Genomic DNA, 14,790 nt, shown 5'->3' with positions numbered 1-14,790 from the left:
GTGTGACACGGCAACGAGCGCGGTCAGCGGAGAGGACGGAGGCGCAGCGCGGCCGGCGCGGACGGCGGGACGACCGGGTCGGCCGGCGGCACCGGCTCGACCGGCCGGTAGCCGGCGCCGAGCGGCGGGCGCGGATCGTCGGCGCCGCGGTTCGGCCACAGCGACACCGCCCGCTCCGCCTGCGCGGTGATCGTCAGCGACGGGTTTACGCCGAGGTTGGCCGACACCGCCGCGCCGTCCAGCACGTGCAGCCCGGGATGCCCGTACACCCGCTGGTAGCCGTCGACGACGCCGTGCTCCGGGTCGGCACCGATCGGGCAGCCGCCCAGGATGTGCGCGGTCAGCGGGATGTTGAAGATCTCGCCCCAGCTGCCGCCCGGCGTCCCGTCGATCAGCTCGGCGAGCCGGCGTACCGCCTCGTTGCCGGCCGGGATCCAGCCCGGGTTCGGCTCGCCGTGCCCCTGGCTGCTGGTCAGCCCGCCGAACGGGCCGCGCCGCCGGCGCACCGTCAACGAGTTGTCCAGCGACTGCATCACCAGCGCGATGATGGTGCGCTCGGACCAGCGCCGGGTGGAGATGCCGCGGGCCAGCGCGCCCGGATGCCGGGCCGCCTCGGCCAGCCACTTCAGCGACCGGGGCAGCCGGCCACCGCCGTCGGTGAGCAGCGTCTGCAACAGCCCCATCGCGTTCGACCCGTGCCCGTACCGGACGGGTTCGATGTGGGTGTCCGGGTCGGGGTGGAACGAGCTGGTGATCGCGACCCCGCGGGTGAAGTCCACGTCCGACCGGTTCGACTTCGCGCCGACGATCGACTCGGAGTTCGTCCTGGTCAGGGTGCCGAGCGCGGGCGAGAGCGCGGGCAGCACCCCGGTGTCGCGCATCTCGTGCAGCAGCCGCTGGGTGCCCAGCGCACCGGCCGCGAACACCACCTGGTCGGCGGCGAACACCCGCCGGTTGCCGCGCGAGCCGACCGACCCGGTCCGGGTCATCTCCACCCGGTAGCCGCCGCCGGCCTGCGGTCGTACCGCGGTGACCGTGCTGCGCGGAAAGACCCGCGCACCGGCCTTCTCCGCCAGGTAGAGGTAGTTCTTCACCAGGGTGTTCTTGGCGTTGTGCCGGCAGCCGGTCATGCACTCGCCGCACTGCAGGCAGCCGTTGCGGGCCGGGCCGACCCCGCCGAAGTACGGATCGTCGACGGCCTCACCCGGGGTACCGAGGAAGACACCGACCGGCGCGTTGTGGAACGTGTCGCCGACGCCCATCTGCCCGGCGACCGTGCGCATCGCCCGGTCCGACGGCGTCTCCCCCACGTACGGCACCACGCCGAGCATCCGCTCGGCCTGGTCGTAGTGCGGGGCCAGCTCGGCCGACCAGTCGGTGATGCCGGCCCACTGCGGGTCGGCGAAGAACCGCTCCGGCGGCCGGTACAGCGTGTTCGCGTAGACCAGCGAGCCGCCGCCGACACCCGCACCGGACAGCACCAACACGTTGCGTAGCAAGGTGATCCGCTGGATGCCGTAGCAGCCGAGCCGAGGTGCCCAGAGGAACCGGCGCAGCCGCCAGGACGTCTCCGGGAACTCGTCGTCGGCGAACCGGCGACCGGCCTCCACGACGGCCACCCGGTAGCCCTTCTCGGTCAGCCGGAGGGCCGCGACACTGCCCCCGAAACCGGACCCGACGACCACCACGTCGAAGCCCGCGATCGGCTCGGTCACATCCATCGCGCTCCTTCGGCTGCGGGGTTTGCGTCGATGGACAATGATCCCCCGTATGGCACCTGATGGGTAGCGCGCCGGTGGTATGGCGTGGTGCGCGGTCGCTGGTCGGCCGCACCGCTGCCCGAGCAGGTACGGGGGATGCTCGGCACGGCGGTCCATCTTCGGTACGCGGGCAGGAGGGAGACGGTCATGACCGCGGACCGGTTCGAGGTCGACACCGATCGGTTGCGCAGCGCCGCCGCCCGACTGGCCGAGATCGGCGACCGCCTCGGCCACCCCGTCGAGTCGGGTCTGCGCCCGGCCGGTGGCACCCCGACGAGCCCGGCCGGCGACGCGCGGCCCGCTCGGCCCGACGCCGCGGCCGGCCCGGACGAGCCGCTCGGCCCGATGCCGGATCCGGCCCAGCTGCTGGGCGACGCCGGGCTCGACGGCTGGTCGTTCGGCTCGGTGCTGTCCCGGCTGCACGCCAACTGGGACGCCTGCGTCGCCGGCCTCGCCGCCGACTACTCCGACCACGCCGACCAGCTGCGCGCCGCCGCCGACCGGTACGACGACACCGAACGCATCATCGACCAGGTGCTGCGCGGCGGCGACTCGTGATGCTCACCGTCGAACAGCTTCGCCAGGTACGGCCGGGCCGGGTCGCCGCGGTCGCCGACGCGCTGCGCGCCGACGCCGCCCGGATGGCGTCGGTGGTCGAGCAGGCGGTCGAGTCCGCCGGCAAGGACCTGGCGAACTGGCACGGCCCGGCGGCGACCGCGTCGACCGCGCACCGGCACGCCCTGGTCGACGACGCGCGCCGGCTCGGCGAGGCGCGTACCCAGGCGGCGACGGTGGTGGCCGACGTGGCCGAACGGCTGGACGAGGCGACCCAGCTGCTGTCGCTGGCCGACTCGTTCGCCGAGCTGGTCGGCTGCCGGGTGCACGGCCGGGCCGAGGTCACCGTGCTGCCGTCCACCATGCTCGGCCCGCTGGCCAACGTGTACGACTCGGTCCGCCGCACCGCCGCCTCGCTCGCGGCCCGCGCGCTGGTGGTCGCCGAAGCGGCCGACCTGCACGCGTCCCGGGAGCTCGGCGCCGCGCCGGGCGAGCTGGCCGACCCCGAGCCGACCGACCGGCCGCAGGTCACCGCCCCGCCGACCGGTACCGGCGGCAGCGAGCTGGCGGCGGCCGGCGGCGAGGCCGCGGGCACGCCCGCGGAGCCGGCCGACCAGCCCGACGACGCCGACCAGCTCGACGAGCTGTCCACCCGGCACAGCTCGGTGCACGACCTCGCCCCCGCGGTGATGCTGCTGTACGGCGGGATGTCGACGGCGCGGCGGCGGGCGGCGCGCACGAAGCGGCCGAAGCTGGTCGCCGGGCTGCCCGGCGCCCCGCTGCCGGAGCGGTACGCGGCGAGCCGGCAGCTGATCGACGAGAGCCGGTCGGAGCTGCGGCGCAGCCGCAGCGAGCTGGCGGCCGCGGCGGGCAGCGACGGCGGCGAGCGGTCGGTGGCCCGGGCCCGTACCACCGACGCGATCAACCAGCGGATCGGCACCCTCAACTCGTTCCTCGCCACCCGCGCGGTCAGCGCGGTCGACCCGACCAGCGGGTCCAGGGTCACCAACCGGTACGAGCGCAGCTTCCTCGGCTTCGACCCGAGCGGCGCCGGCCGGGTGGCCGAGGTGTTCGGCGACCTGACCCGGGCCCGCAACGTCGCGGTGCTGGTGCCCGGCGGCCGCAACGGGCTCGACACGTTCAACTCGCTCGCCGCGGACGCCCGGCTGCTCGCCGACACCGCCGGCGCCGGGACCGCGGTGGTGGTCTGGCTGGGGTACGACTCGGCCGGCGCGGCGGGCCCCGGCGGGATGTCCGCGCGGGCCCGCAGCGGCGCGACCGCGCTGCGCCGGTTCGTCGCCGGGATCACCCCGAACCTGCTCCCCGGCGCCCGTACGGTGCTGCTCGGGCACGGTTACGGCACCGTCCTGGTGGCGGCGGCGCTGCGCGCCGGGTACCAGCCGGACGACGTGGTGTTCGTCGGCAGCGCCGGCCTCGGCGAGCGGATCCGGTCGGCCGCCGACCTGCGGCCGGCCACCCCGAACGGTCGGGACGACCTGCCCGGCCCGGTGCTGCGGGCGCGCACCGGCACCCGCTGCTGGGCCGTGCGCGCGCCGGGCGACACCCTGGCGTACTCCAGGGTGCACGGCGCCGATCCGGCCGACTTCGCCGACGTGACCAGGCTGGACACCCAGGGCGGCACCGAGGTCGTCGGGCACGACCGGTACTACGCGATCGGCAGCGAGTCGCTGGACAACCTGGCCCGGGTGGTCGCCGGCCGGTTGACCGAGGTGACCGGCACCGACACCACGCTGGAGGAGGAGCTCGCGCTCGCCGGGCTGGACCGGCCGGCAGCGGTGCACCCGCCCGGCCAGGCACCGGTCGACGGGGTGCTGGGCAGCCTCGACGGGGTCCTCACCCGGCCCACGGACCGTTCGGCCCCGGCGGCACAGCCGACGATGGCGCAGTCGAGCGGCACGCAGCGGCCGGCCGGGACGCCGCCGTCGACGGTGCGGGCGCAGTCGCCGACGACCGGGGCGGGCGGATGAGCGTCCCGCGCCGGGCCACGAACCCGTACCAGGCCCGGGACGAGCTGCGCGGCCTGCTGCTGGTGACCGCGGTGGCCGCGGTGCCGGACCAGCATCCGGTCGTCGCGGTCGACGCCGGGCCGACCGGCGCCGGCGCCCTGTCCGACGGCGCGGCGCGGTCGCTGGTCAGCCGGATCCGGGTGGAGATCGGCGATCCGGCGGACGGCGACCCGGAGCACCGGATCGCCGCGGTCCGCCGGCACCTGGTCGCGGAGGGCTGGTCGGTGGTGCGCAGCGCCGCCGGCGGCGACACGCTGGAGCTGGTGGCGGTGCGGGCCGGCTACACGATCGCGGTGAGCCGGCACCGGGCCGAGCGCCGGCTGGTGCTCACCGGCGAGACCCCACCACTGCCCGCCTGACCTCGCCGCCGACGCGCTGCCCCGGCGGCCCGGCCCGGCGCGTCCTCGCCGAGCGTGCGCCGGGCGGCGCCACAGCGTCGGCCCCGCGAACGTCACCGAGCGCGCCGTGGTGGGTCGACCTGCGGGTCAGCTCGACGCCGGGCAGTCGGCGGGCGGCGGCTCGGCACCCACCCGGGTGACGGGCCGCTCGGCACCGTCGGGCGCGGCGGCCGCCGGCAGGCGGCGCTCCTGGCGGGCGCGGTACCGGTCGTAGCACAGCGCCGCGGCGGCCACCGCGAGCGTCCACAGCAGGTACCAGCCGGCCAGCACGAACAGCGCGGACACGCACAGCAGCGCGAACGCCGCCGCCCGCCGGGACCAGCTGCGGCGCGGCAACAGCTTCACCGCCGCGGCCGTACCCAGCACGTACACCAGGACGAACGAGCCGGTGGTGAGCCGGGTCGGTACCTCGGTGCCGGCACCGCTGGCCGCGACCACCAGCAACGCGACACCGCCCATCGCGGTCACCACGGCGAGGCTGCGCCGGGGTACCTCGCCGGCCTGGCTGCCGTGCGAGAACCAGCCGGGCAGCGCGCCGTCCCGGCCGAGCGCCGCGCCGAGCTTCGCCGCACCGGAGAAGTACGCGTTCATCGCGCCCAGCGTGAGCAGCACGGCGGCGACCGCGGCGAAGATCCGTACCCCGCCGCCGAACGCGATCGCGAGCAGGTCGGCCAGCGGCGCCTGGGCGTGCCCGGCGGCCGAGCCGAGGACGAGCACGCTGGCCGCCGCGATCGCCAGGTAGAGCACCCCGATCACGACGAGCGCGGCGGCGGTGGCGCGGGGCAGGTCGCGGGCCGGCCGGCGGAAGTCCGCGGCCAGCGCGGTCACCGCCTCCCAGCCGGCGAACCCCCAGACCAGCAGCGTCGCCGCGGACACCACGGCGAGGCCGCCGTGCGGCGCGAACGGGTGCAGGTTGGCCAGGTGCGCGTGCGGCACGGCGGCGATCGTGGCTACCAGCAGCAGCGCCACCAGCAGCCCGGCCAGCCCGACCTGGATCCGGCCGGACAGCGACACCCCGAACGCGTTCGCGGCGGCGACCCCGAGGATCATCAGCCCGGACACCACGATCGTGGTGGTACGGCCACCGCCGAGCGCGGCCGACACGTACCCGGCGCCGAACATCGCCGCGGCCGGCGCGCCGGTCATCACCGCGAGGTAGAAGCACCAGCCGACGACCGCCGCCGCCCGCCGGCCGAACGCGCGCCGCACGTAGGTCGACACGCCACCGGCGTCCGGGTACCGCGCGCCGAGCGCCGCGAACGACGCCGCGAGCGGCACCGACAGCACGATCAGCGCCAGCCAGGCCAGCAGCGACGCCGGCCCGGCGGTACGGATGGCGAGGGCGGGCAGCGTGATCACGCCGGTGCCGAGGACGGCGCCGATCGTCACGGCGGCACCCTGTACCGAGGTCAACCGGCTCATGGCCGCCACGCTACGGCGCCGCATTGGCGCACCGAAAGAGCCAAGATCTGTGATCTCGACTGGACCAATGGGTAGGCTCGGCCTCGTGGTCGACGTGCACATCAGCCTGGCCGGCCGCGGCGACCGGACCACCCGGATCTACCGGCAGCTGCGGGACGCGATCGTCGACGGCCGGCTGCGGGCCGGCTCCCGGCTGCCGCCGAGCCGGGAGCTCGCCGGCACGCTCGCGGTGTCCCGCACCACCGTGACCGCCGCGTACGAGCGGCTCATCGCGGAGGGGTTCCTGACCGGCCGGGTCGGCGCCGGCACGTTCGTGCGCCCGGTGCCGACCGCGCCGGGCGGCGCGCCCGCCGCACCCCGGGAGGGGGTCCGCCCGCGGGCGATCTGGCGGCAGCTCGCCGCCGAGCCCGCGCCGGACGCCTCCCCCGCCACCTACGACTTCCGGGTCGGGGTGCCGGACCCCGACCTGTTCCCGCTCGCCACCTGGCGCCGGCTGGTCGCCGCCGAGCTGCGGGCCACCACGCTGCGCCGCCCGCCGTACACCGAGTCGGCCGGGCTGCCCGCGCTGCGCGCCGCGATCGCCCGGCACCTGGCGCTGTCCCGCTCGGTCCGGGCCGGCGCCGACGACGTGGTCGTCACCCAGGGCGCCCAGCAGGCCATCGACCTGCTCGGCCGGGTACTGGTCGAACCGGGCGACCGGGTCGCCGTCGAGGACCCCGGGTACCTGCCCGCCCGGCAGGCGCTGCGGGCGCTCGGTGCCCGGCTCACCGGCGTACCGGTGGACGGCGAGGGCATCGACGTGACCGCGCTGCCGGACGACGCCCGGCTGGTGTACGTGACGCCGTCGCACCAGTTCCCGCTCGGGGTGGCGATGTCGCCGGCCCGCCGGCACGCACTGCTCGACTGGGCCGGCCGGCACGGCGCGGTGATCGTCGAGGACGACTACGACAGCGAGTTCCGGTACGGCGCCCGGCCGCTGGATCCGTTGCAGAGCCTGGACACCGCCGGCCGGGTCGTGTACGTCGGGTCGTTCGCCAAGACGATGGCGCCGATGCTGCGGCTCGGGTTCCTGGTCGCGCCGGCCTCGCTGATCCCGGCGCTGCACGCGGCCCGCCGGGTGGCCGACTGGTACGGCGATCCGGTCGTGGCGGGCGCGATGGCCCGGTTCATCGACGAGGGGCTGCTGGCCCGGCACGTCCGCCGCGCCCAGCGCACGTACGCAACGCGCCGCGAGGCGTTGCTCACCGCCCTGGACCGCCGGTTCGGCGACCGGCTGTCCGTGGTGCCGTCCGCCGCCGGCCTGCACGTGGCCGCCCGGCTGACCGAACCCGATCCCGACCTCGGTGCCCGGCTCGCCGCCGCGGCCCGTCAGGGCGTCGCGGTCGACCCGCTGGATCGCTTCTGCACCAACGAAAACCGGCAACAGGGCCTGGCCCTCGGCTTCGGCACCGTGCCCGCCGACCAGATCGACGACGGCATCCACCGCCTCGCCGACGCGCTGCGCGATCGCCCCGGGCCCCGGTGAGAAGCCGCCCCGAACCGACCGCTCAGCGGTCCGGGTCGGCCAACCCGCTCACCGGCCCAGATCAGCCAGACCGCTCGACGGTCCGAGTCGGCTCGACCCTCAGCGGTCGAGGATGAGGTTGACGCGCTGGAACTCCTTGAGGTCGGAGTAGCCGCACTTGGCCATCGCCCGGCGCAGCCCGCCGAACAGGTTCATCGCGCCCTCCGGGTCGTCGGACGGCCCGTACAGGATCTCCTCCAGGCTGCCGAGCTGCTCGCCGGCCGGGCTGAACATCCCGCGCGGCAGCTTCGGGTGGCTCGCCGCGGAGTGCCACCAGGCGCCGCCGGCCGGCGCGTCGGTGGCCATCGTCAGCGGCTCGCCCAGCATCACCGCGTCCGCCCCGCAGCCCAGCGCCTTGGCGATGTCACCGGAGGTGGACAGGCCACCGTCGGCGATCAGGTGCACGTACCGCCCGCCGGTCTCGTCCAGGTAGTCGCGCCGCGCCGCGGCCGCGTCGGAGATCGCCGTCGCCATCGGTACCCGGATGCCGAGCACGGTGTCGGTGGTGGAGAAGTCGTCCGCGCCGACCCCGACGATGACACCGGCCGCGCCGGTACGCATCAGGTGCAGTGCGGTCTGGTAGTTCGTGATGCCACCGGCCACCACCGGCAGGTCGAGGTCGGCGATGAACTCCTTGAGGTTCAACGGCTCGTCGGTGCTCGACACGTGCTCGGCGGACACGATGGTGCCCTGGATGACCAGGATGTCGATGCCGGCGTCCAGGATCACCGGGGCCAGCTGCAGCGTGTGCTGCGGCGACACCCGCACCGCCACGGTGCCGCCGGCGTCCCGGATCTGCTTGACCCGCTCGCCGATCAGCTCCGGCCGGATCGGCGCCGCGTACAGCTGCTGCAGCCGCCGGGTGGCCGCCGCCTCCTCGTCCAGCTGGCTGAGCTCGTGCAGCACCGGGATCGGGTCCTCGTACCGGGTCCACAGCCCCTCGGCGTTGAGCACGCCGAGACCGCCGGCGCGGCCCAGCGCCACCACCGACTCCGGGCTCATCGTCGCGTCCGACGGGTGCCCCACGCACGGGATGTCGAACCGGTACGCGTCGAGCTGCCAGCTGGTCGACACGTCGTCCACGTCGCGGGTGCGGCGGGTCGGCACGAGCGCCACCTCGTCGAGGTGGAACCCGCGGCGCGCCGCCTTGCCCATTCCGATCTCGACCATGTCCCGCACGATGGACCCCTCCCGCCGTCCGGAGCCCGGATCGCCGCGCTGTCCGGAACTCACACCCGAAACGGCACTGTACCGGTCAGGGTGACCGGCACGTGCGTCGACGGGACCACCCGATCGGTACGCGGAACCGGTCGGCGGCTCAGCGGGTGTGGTAGTTCGGCGCCTCGGCGGTCATCAGGATGTCGTGCGGGTGGCTCTCCTTCAGCCCGGCCGCGGTGATCCGGATCAGCCGGCCGCGCTCCTGCAACGACGGCAGCGTCTGCGCGCCGGAGTAGAGCATCGCCTGCCGTAGCCCGCCCACCAGCTGGTAGGCGACGCCGCGCAGCGGCCCGCGGTACGGCACCTGGCCCTCGATGCCCTCCGGGATCAGCTGCTCGTCGGTCGCCACCTCACCCTGGAAGTACCGGTCCTTGGAGAACGACTTGCCGGCGCCGCGGGTCTGCATCGCGCCGAGCGATCCCATCCCCCGGTACGACTTGAACTGCTTGCCGTTGATGATGATCAGCTCGCCGGGGCTCTCCTCGCAGCCGGCCAGCAGCGAGCCGAGCATCACGCTGTCCGCGCCGGCCACCACCGCCTTCGCGATGTCACCGGAGAACTGCATCCCGCCGTCGGCGATCACCGGCACGCCGAGCGGCTTGCACGCGGCGACCGTGTCCATGATCGCGGTGATCTGCGGCACGCCCACCCCGGCGACCACCCGGGTGGTGCAGATCGAGCCGGGCCCGACGCCGACCTTGACCGCGTCGACACCGGCCTCCGCCAGCGCCTTGGCCCCCTCGTACGTGACCACGTTGCCGCCGATGACCTGGACCCCGGTGTCCGCCTTGATCCGGGACACCATCTCCATCACGGCCCGGCTGTGGCCGTGCGCCATGTCCACCACGACCACGTCGACCCCGGCGTCCACCAGCGTGCGGGCCCGCTTGTACGACTCGTCGCCGATGCCGACCGCCGCCGCCACCCGGAGCCGACCGGCCGGGTCCTTCGTCGCGTCCGGGTACTGCTCCGACTTGGTGAAGTCCTTGACGGTGATCAGCCCGCGCAGCCGGCCGTCGCCGTCCACCAGCGGCAGCTTCTCCACCTTGTGCCGCTGCAGCAGCGCGAAGGCGTCCGCGCGGGCCACCCCGACCGGCGCGGTGACCAGCGGCTGCGACGTCATCACCGCGCCGACCTTGGTCTGCTTGTCGGCCACGAACCGCATGTCGCGGTTGGTCACGATGCCGAGCAGCACGCCGTCCGGCCCCACCACCGGGACGCCGGAGATCCGGTACCGCGCGCACAGCGCGTCGACCTCGGCCAGGGTGTCGTCCGGCGAGCAGGTCACCGGATGGGTGATCATGCCGGCCTCGGACCGCTTCACCAGGTCGACCTGGCTCGCCTGGTCGTCGATCGACAGGTTGCGGTGCAGCACGCCGATGCCGCCCAGCCGCGCCATCGCGATCGCCATCCGCGCCTCGGTGACCGTGTCCATCGCCGAGGAGATCAGCGGCATGGCCAGCTCGATGTCCTTGGTCAGCCGGGTCGCCGGCGTGATCTCCGCCGGATCGACGTCCGACTCGACGGGCTGCAACAGCACGTCGTCGAAGGTGAGCCCGATCGGCAGCGGAGCGGCGGCACCGAGCGGCAGGTCCTGGGAATGGTCGACGGGATGCGTGGCAGCCATGTTGATCCGATCTTGGTTGACCCCGGTGGCCGGGCCTGGTCGTCTTCCGGCACGCGGGAACCGTCGACAGGCCGTGCGTCAAGCGCTGCCACCGGCCGCGTGTTCCGATCCTACGCCCGGCAACATCCCGGCCACGCGGGCTGTTCCCGCGTGCGGTCCACGGCACTCCGCGGGCCCGGTACCGGCGTGGAACCTGCCTGGTTGTCGGGATCACCCGGCGGCGCACGGGCGGCGAACGAGCCTACCCAGGCGATACCGTGGGATCGTGCGTGACGAGCCGCTCGACCCCTTCGCGAACGACCCGACCGATCCGGCCGCCGGGTTGTTCGGCGGCGTGCCCGGACGGCCGTTGGCCGACGACGAGCGCGACGAGGTCACCGCGGAGCTGGCCGAGCTGGACGAGTTCCAGCGGTTCCTGGAACCGACCGGGATCCGCGGCGTGGTGTTCGACTGCGACGACTGCCACGCGGCCCACTACGTCGCCTGGGAGCTGCTGCGCAGCAGCCTGCACCACGTGCTGGAGCACGGTCATCCGCGGCTGCACGAGCCGGCCTACCAGCCCGACCCGGACCACTACGTCTCCTGGGAGTACGCCCGCGGCTACGTCGACGGTGCCCAGGCCGACGACCACGACTGACCCGGCGCCCAGGGCCGACCCGGCCCGCGCCGGCGGCTCCGTACTCGCAACCCGAGCGAACCAGCGACCGACCGGGCTCGCGACCGACCGGCCCGCGACTCACTGCTCGGCGTCGTCCCGGTGGTGGCCCTTGCCGTGGTCCGAGTTGCGCTCGTTCGACGACTGCGCCTTCGCGGAGGCCTCGGGGCTCGACGAGTCCTCCCCGCCGGGCGAGGTGTTCCCGGCGCCCGCGGACGAGTCGGACGGCGATGGCTCCGCCGACCCGGTGTCGCTGGCCTGCGGCGACGGCTGGTTCGGGCTGGGCGTCAGGCTGGGCGTCAGCCCCGGCGCGCCGGCCCCGTTCGGCGACGGGCTCAGCCCGCGGCGGACCTCGTCGGCCTTGCGGCGCAGCGTCCGGGCCGCGTCGTCGGGCAGGTGCCGGACGTGCTTGTCGGCGTCGGCGAGATAGCGCCGGGCATCGTCGTCCCGGCCTTCCTTCGCGGCCTTGCGGGCGTCGTCCACGTCGGCGGCCGCGGCCGAGCGGTGTTCGGCGACCGCTGCCCGGTCGGGATAGATCACCTTCGTCACCGGGAACAGCGGGCTGTCCGGTGCGGCGCCGCCGGCGGCCATCGCCACCCCGGCGAACCCGCCCGCGGCCAGCACCGCGAACCCGGTGACCAGCACCAGCCGGCCGGACCGGCGGCGGGCCCTCGCGGCCCGGCGGGGCCGGGACCGGTCCGGGGCCGGACCGGCCGGCCCGCTGCGCCGGATCCGGGGCAGCTGCGGCGGCCGGCCGGACGGGGAACCCGTACCGCCGATCTCGTCGGCGACGATGTCCTCCCGCCACGCCGAGAGCAACTGCACCGCCGGGTCGTCGTACCGGATGTCGTCGTCGGTCAGGCCGAGCAGCGCGTCGAGGACGCGGTCGTCCCGCGCCACCGCGTCGGCGGACGGCGTGGCGTCGTCGGTCCCGGCCGGACGGCCGGTTGGTTCGGATCGGGTGCTCATGCCCGGACTCCGCTTCGACCACGAGGCAGGAGCACACGATGCCCACGATGGGCGCGCTGGCACTCGCTCATGGCCGGGCTCCGCTTCGACCACGAGGCACGACACTGGGACGCTCGCTCATACTCCGACCTCGTCGTACAGCTCGGCGGCGAGGGCACGCAGCCGGTTCAGCGCGCGGTGCTGGGCGACCCGCACCGCGCCGGCGGTCATGCCCAGGGCGTTGCCGGTCTCCTCGGCGGTCAGGCCGACGCCGACCCGGAGCACGACGACCTCGCGGTGCTGCGGGGTCAGCCGCTCCAGCAGGCCGCGCATCCGGCCGGCCGCGTCCAGCGCGATCGCCCGGGCCTCCGGCCCGGCGTTCAGGTCGGCCTGCTCGGGCAGCGTCGCGACCGGCTCGGACCGGTCCCGGGCGGCGCCGCGGTGGGCGTCGGCGACCTTGTGCGCGGCGATACCGAAGACGAACGCGGTGAACGGCGACCCGCCCGCCCGGTACCGGGGCAGTGCACCCAGCACGGCGATACACACCTCCTGCGCCACGTCGTCAGCCGTCGTGTACGCGCCGCGGCCGGTCCGACCGAGTCGAGCACGGCAGTAACGAACCACGATCGGCCGGATCCGCGTCAGCAGCTCCTCGACCGCTGCGCGGTCGCCGCCGCCGGCGCGTACGGCGAGCTCGGTGAGCCCCGCCTCCGGTGATGTCATCGCCCGCTCGCACTCTCCCGTTACGAACCTTCCGCCGAACGGTAGCGTGTTTGCGGCGATCTTCGCATAGAGGTCTTCGCCGGTTGGGTCACCGACAGACCTCGGTCGGGACCCATTGAAGCAGGTCGGGGCGACCGGACCCGGCCGGCGCAGGCCGACCGATCCGGACCCGCCCCGCGGTCCGCCCGCGGCCGGTCAGCTGACCAGGCCGGAACGGAACGCGGACGCCACGGCGTGCGCACGATCGCGCGCACCGAGCTTGCGGAACAGCCGACGCGCGTGCGTCTTCACCGTGTCCTCCGAGACGAACAGCTCACGCCCGATCTCGGCGTTGCTCTTCCCCTCGCTCATTCCCCGCAGTACCTGCAACTCCCGTTCGGTGAGCACACCCCGGCGGGGCCCCGGCGGCTGCGCCGGGCGACCCAACGTGGGCGTACCGACCGGGTTCTGCCGGCCGTTCGGGCACGCCAGCAGGATGCCCTGGGCCAGCGCGCTGACCAGGTCTTCCCCGTGTTCGCCGGCGCGGATCACGCCGCGGGCGCCGGCGGCGACCGCGGCCGCCGCGGCCCGCGGGTCGTCGGCGCCGACGAGCACGAGTGCGGTGTGTGGACCGCGGCTGAGAACCCGGCGAGTGAACTGCACCGGATCGGGCCGGGTCATTCCGACATCGATAAGGACGACGTCCGCCGGGCGCTCGCCCATCCGGGCCAGCGCCTCCTCACCGGACAGCGCCGTCCGCACCGCGGCAGCGACGCCGAGATGCGCAGCCCAGGCAGCGATGCGTTGCGCCGCCACGGGCGTTCGTACACAGACGAGCACCGAGCGCACGTGCTTCTCCTCTCTCCCAGACAGAGAGACCCCGGTGACTCGGGCTCATGACGCGATTGTGGTGTACGTGTTCTGCGCCACAGCTTCCCCCGTCACGGCGACCTCCTTCAAGGTCTCCTGTCGCAGCCGGCACGCCACTCCCCACACCGGGAACGCCTCGACCGCCGCCGCGAGCCGCTCCGCTCTTCTCAGTATCACTGCCGCGGACCGGAATAGGGGTGCGACCGCTTGTCTACGGGCAACTTCCCGCACCGAAACGCCATAAAAGAGCAGAGACTTCGCAAGATGGCGCCGTGCCTGCGCCATTTCGGCGCACCGTACCGCCCGGTACGCCGCGGCTGCCGCGCTTTCCGGAAGATCAGAAAGAAGGGAAAGTTCGGCCGCAACCCAAGCGCAACGTACGGTGCTGCGCCAGCTCGCGCCGGCCACCTCGGCCAGCGCCGCCAGCCGGCGTTCCGCCACCTCCCGGTCGCCCGTACCGATGGCGTCCGCGGTCAGCCCGACCAGCGCATCGGCCCGCGCCTCGACGTCGGTACCGGCCGCCGCCAGCGCCGCCGCGTCCAGCTCCGCGGCCCGGTCGTACCGGCCGCACTGGCGCGCCGAGCTGCCGAGCGCGGACAACGCCAGCGACCCGTACCGCCGCTCGCCGGCGCACCGCATCGCACCGGGTACCGACCGTGCCCGCGTCGCCGTGGGCAGCAGGGCGTCGTCGGCCGCAACGTACCGGCCCAGCGCGATCAGCGCCACGCCCCGCAGCCACGCCGGCCGCGACCCCGCCGGTACCGCGTCCAGCAGCGACAACGCCCGGGCCGGCCGGCCGAACCAGAGCGCCCGCTCGGCCCGGTCGACCGCCTCGCCGTGGGGCCGTTTGCCGGCCGACGACCGGGGGTACGGCGAAGGCGAGCGCCGGGCATCCGGCGTCGGATCGGACGAGGCAGGCATCCGCACATCCTCGCCGATCCGGCCATCTGACGCGGGTCCCGACGATCCGCCGCACCACGGGAAGCCACCGCACCACCCGCACCGAACGACCGAGAAGCGAACGACCGAGAAGCGAACGACCGA

General features: G+C 74.8%; 13 protein-coding genes. 5 read left to right on the top strand and 8 right to left on the bottom strand.

Annotation, left to right across the window (positions count from 1 at the left end):
- Positions 1-23 precede the first annotated feature (23 nt).
- Positions 24-1,721 (bottom strand): FAD-dependent oxidoreductase, encoded by a 1,698-nt coding sequence (locus NUM_RS14205; protein ID WP_207125309.1) that lies wholly within the window; start codon positions 1,719-1,721, stop codon positions 24-26.
- 186 nt (positions 1,722-1,907) lie between these two features.
- On the opposite strand from NUM_RS14205, the gene NUM_RS14200 reads away from it, so the two are divergent.
- The 3 genes from NUM_RS14200 to NUM_RS14190 are packed head-to-tail and all read left to right on the top strand — an operon-like array spanning position 1,908 to position 4,701.
- Positions 1,908-2,318 (top strand): type VII secretion target, encoded by a 411-nt coding sequence (locus tag NUM_RS14200; protein ID WP_207125308.1) that lies wholly within the window; start codon positions 1,908-1,910, stop codon positions 2,316-2,318.
- Positions 2,318-4,303, top strand: a complete 1,986-nt coding sequence (locus NUM_RS14195) for an alpha/beta hydrolase (protein ID WP_207125307.1) — start codon at positions 2,318-2,320, stop codon at positions 4,301-4,303. Before NUM_RS14200 ends, NUM_RS14195 begins: the two co-directional genes overlap by 1 nt.
- Positions 4,300-4,701: a hypothetical protein gene (locus tag NUM_RS14190; protein WP_207125306.1), complete on the top strand. Its 402-nt coding sequence runs from the start codon at positions 4,300-4,302 to the stop codon at positions 4,699-4,701. Before NUM_RS14195 ends, NUM_RS14190 begins: the two co-directional genes overlap by 4 nt.
- A gap of 126 nt (positions 4,702-4,827) precedes the next feature.
- Here the strand turns inward: NUM_RS14190 and NUM_RS14185 are convergent, their stop codons facing one another.
- Complete coding sequence (locus tag NUM_RS14185) at positions 4,828-6,162, bottom strand: APC family permease (protein WP_225918564.1); 1,335 nt, start codon at positions 6,160-6,162, stop codon at positions 4,828-4,830.
- A gap of 85 nt (positions 6,163-6,247) precedes the next feature.
- Here NUM_RS14185 and pdxR point away from each other — a divergent pair, with 85 nt between their 5' ends.
- Positions 6,248-7,687 carry a MocR-like pyridoxine biosynthesis transcription factor PdxR gene (gene pdxR / locus NUM_RS14180; protein WP_225918563.1) on the top strand — a complete coding sequence of 480 codons (1,440 nt, stop codon included), beginning with the start codon at positions 6,248-6,250 and terminating at the stop codon, positions 7,685-7,687.
- 99 nt (positions 7,688-7,786) lie between these two features.
- On the opposite strand, the gene NUM_RS14175 is transcribed toward pdxR, so the two are convergent.
- Together NUM_RS14175 and guaB are read right to left on the bottom strand one after the other, a co-directional pair.
- Complete coding sequence (locus NUM_RS14175) at positions 7,787-8,905, bottom strand: GuaB3 family IMP dehydrogenase-related protein (RefSeq protein ID WP_030449268.1); 1,119 nt, start codon at positions 8,903-8,905, stop codon at positions 7,787-7,789.
- 139 nt (positions 8,906-9,044) lie between these two features.
- Positions 9,045-10,571 (bottom strand): IMP dehydrogenase, encoded by a 1,527-nt coding sequence (gene guaB, locus NUM_RS14170; protein WP_207125303.1) that lies wholly within the window; start codon positions 10,569-10,571, stop codon positions 9,045-9,047.
- Positions 10,572-10,836: 265 nt separating this feature from the next.
- Here guaB and NUM_RS14165 point away from each other — a divergent pair, with 265 nt between their 5' ends.
- On the top strand, positions 10,837-11,208 hold the full coding sequence (locus NUM_RS14165) for a DUF5319 family protein (RefSeq protein ID WP_207125302.1): 372 nt from the start codon (positions 10,837-10,839) through the stop codon (positions 11,206-11,208).
- Between the two features lie 99 nt (positions 11,209-11,307).
- Here NUM_RS14165 and NUM_RS14160 read toward each other — a convergent pair whose 3' ends face one another.
- From NUM_RS14160 to NUM_RS14145, 4 genes are all read right to left on the bottom strand, one after another.
- Positions 11,308-12,195 (bottom strand): hypothetical protein, encoded by an 888-nt coding sequence (locus NUM_RS14160; protein ID WP_207125301.1) that lies wholly within the window; start codon positions 12,193-12,195, stop codon positions 11,308-11,310.
- A gap of 117 nt (positions 12,196-12,312) precedes the next feature.
- Complete coding sequence (shbA, locus tag NUM_RS14155) at positions 12,313-12,897, bottom strand: RNA polymerase sigma factor ShbA (RefSeq protein WP_207125300.1); 585 nt, start codon at positions 12,895-12,897, stop codon at positions 12,313-12,315.
- A 195-nt stretch (positions 12,898-13,092) separates the two neighbouring features.
- Positions 13,093-13,725 carry a response regulator transcription factor gene (locus tag NUM_RS14150; RefSeq protein WP_207125299.1) on the bottom strand — a complete coding sequence of 211 codons (633 nt, stop codon included), beginning with the start codon at positions 13,723-13,725 and terminating at the stop codon, positions 13,093-13,095.
- A gap of 45 nt (positions 13,726-13,770) precedes the next feature.
- Positions 13,771-14,667 carry a hypothetical protein gene (locus NUM_RS14145; protein WP_207125298.1) on the bottom strand — a complete coding sequence of 299 codons (897 nt, stop codon included), beginning with the start codon at positions 14,665-14,667 and terminating at the stop codon, positions 13,771-13,773.
- Positions 14,668-14,790 lie beyond the last annotated feature (123 nt).

Origin of the sequence: Actinocatenispora comari (genome assembly GCF_017312725.1) — a bacterium.
GTDB lineage: Bacteria > Actinomycetota > Actinomycetes > Mycobacteriales > Micromonosporaceae > Actinocatenispora > Actinocatenispora comari.
The sequence above is the reverse complement of the archived record's forward strand: the minus strand, read 5'-3'. Positions and strand labels throughout refer to the sequence as shown.

Excerpts from the sequence above, each read along its gene's own strand:
- NUM_RS14205 (WP_207125309.1), bottom strand. The coding sequence starts at position 1,721 with ATGGATGTGACCGAGCCGATCGCGGGCTTCGACGTGGTGGTCGTCGGG.
- NUM_RS14200 (WP_207125308.1), top strand. The coding sequence starts at position 1,908 with ATGACCGCGGACCGGTTCGAGGTCGACACCGATCGGTTGCGCAGCGCC.
- NUM_RS14195 (WP_207125307.1), top strand. The coding sequence starts at position 2,318 with ATGCTCACCGTCGAACAGCTTCGCCAGGTACGGCCGGGCCGGGTCGCC.
- NUM_RS14190 (WP_207125306.1), top strand. The coding sequence starts at position 4,300 with ATGAGCGTCCCGCGCCGGGCCACGAACCCGTACCAGGCCCGGGACGAG.
- NUM_RS14185 (WP_225918564.1), bottom strand. The coding sequence starts at position 6,162 with ATGAGCCGGTTGACCTCGGTACAGGGTGCCGCCGTGACGATCGGCGCC.
- guaB (WP_207125303.1), bottom strand. The coding sequence starts at position 10,571 with ATGGCTGCCACGCATCCCGTCGACCATTCCCAGGACCTGCCGCTCGGT.
- NUM_RS14160 (WP_207125301.1), bottom strand. The coding sequence starts at position 12,195 with ATGAGCACCCGATCCGAACCAACCGGCCGTCCGGCCGGGACCGACGAC.
- shbA (WP_207125300.1), bottom strand. The coding sequence starts at position 12,897 with ATGACATCACCGGAGGCGGGGCTCACCGAGCTCGCCGTACGCGCCGGC.
- NUM_RS14145 (WP_207125298.1), bottom strand. The coding sequence starts at position 14,667 with ATGCCTGCCTCGTCCGATCCGACGCCGGATGCCCGGCGCTCGCCTTCG.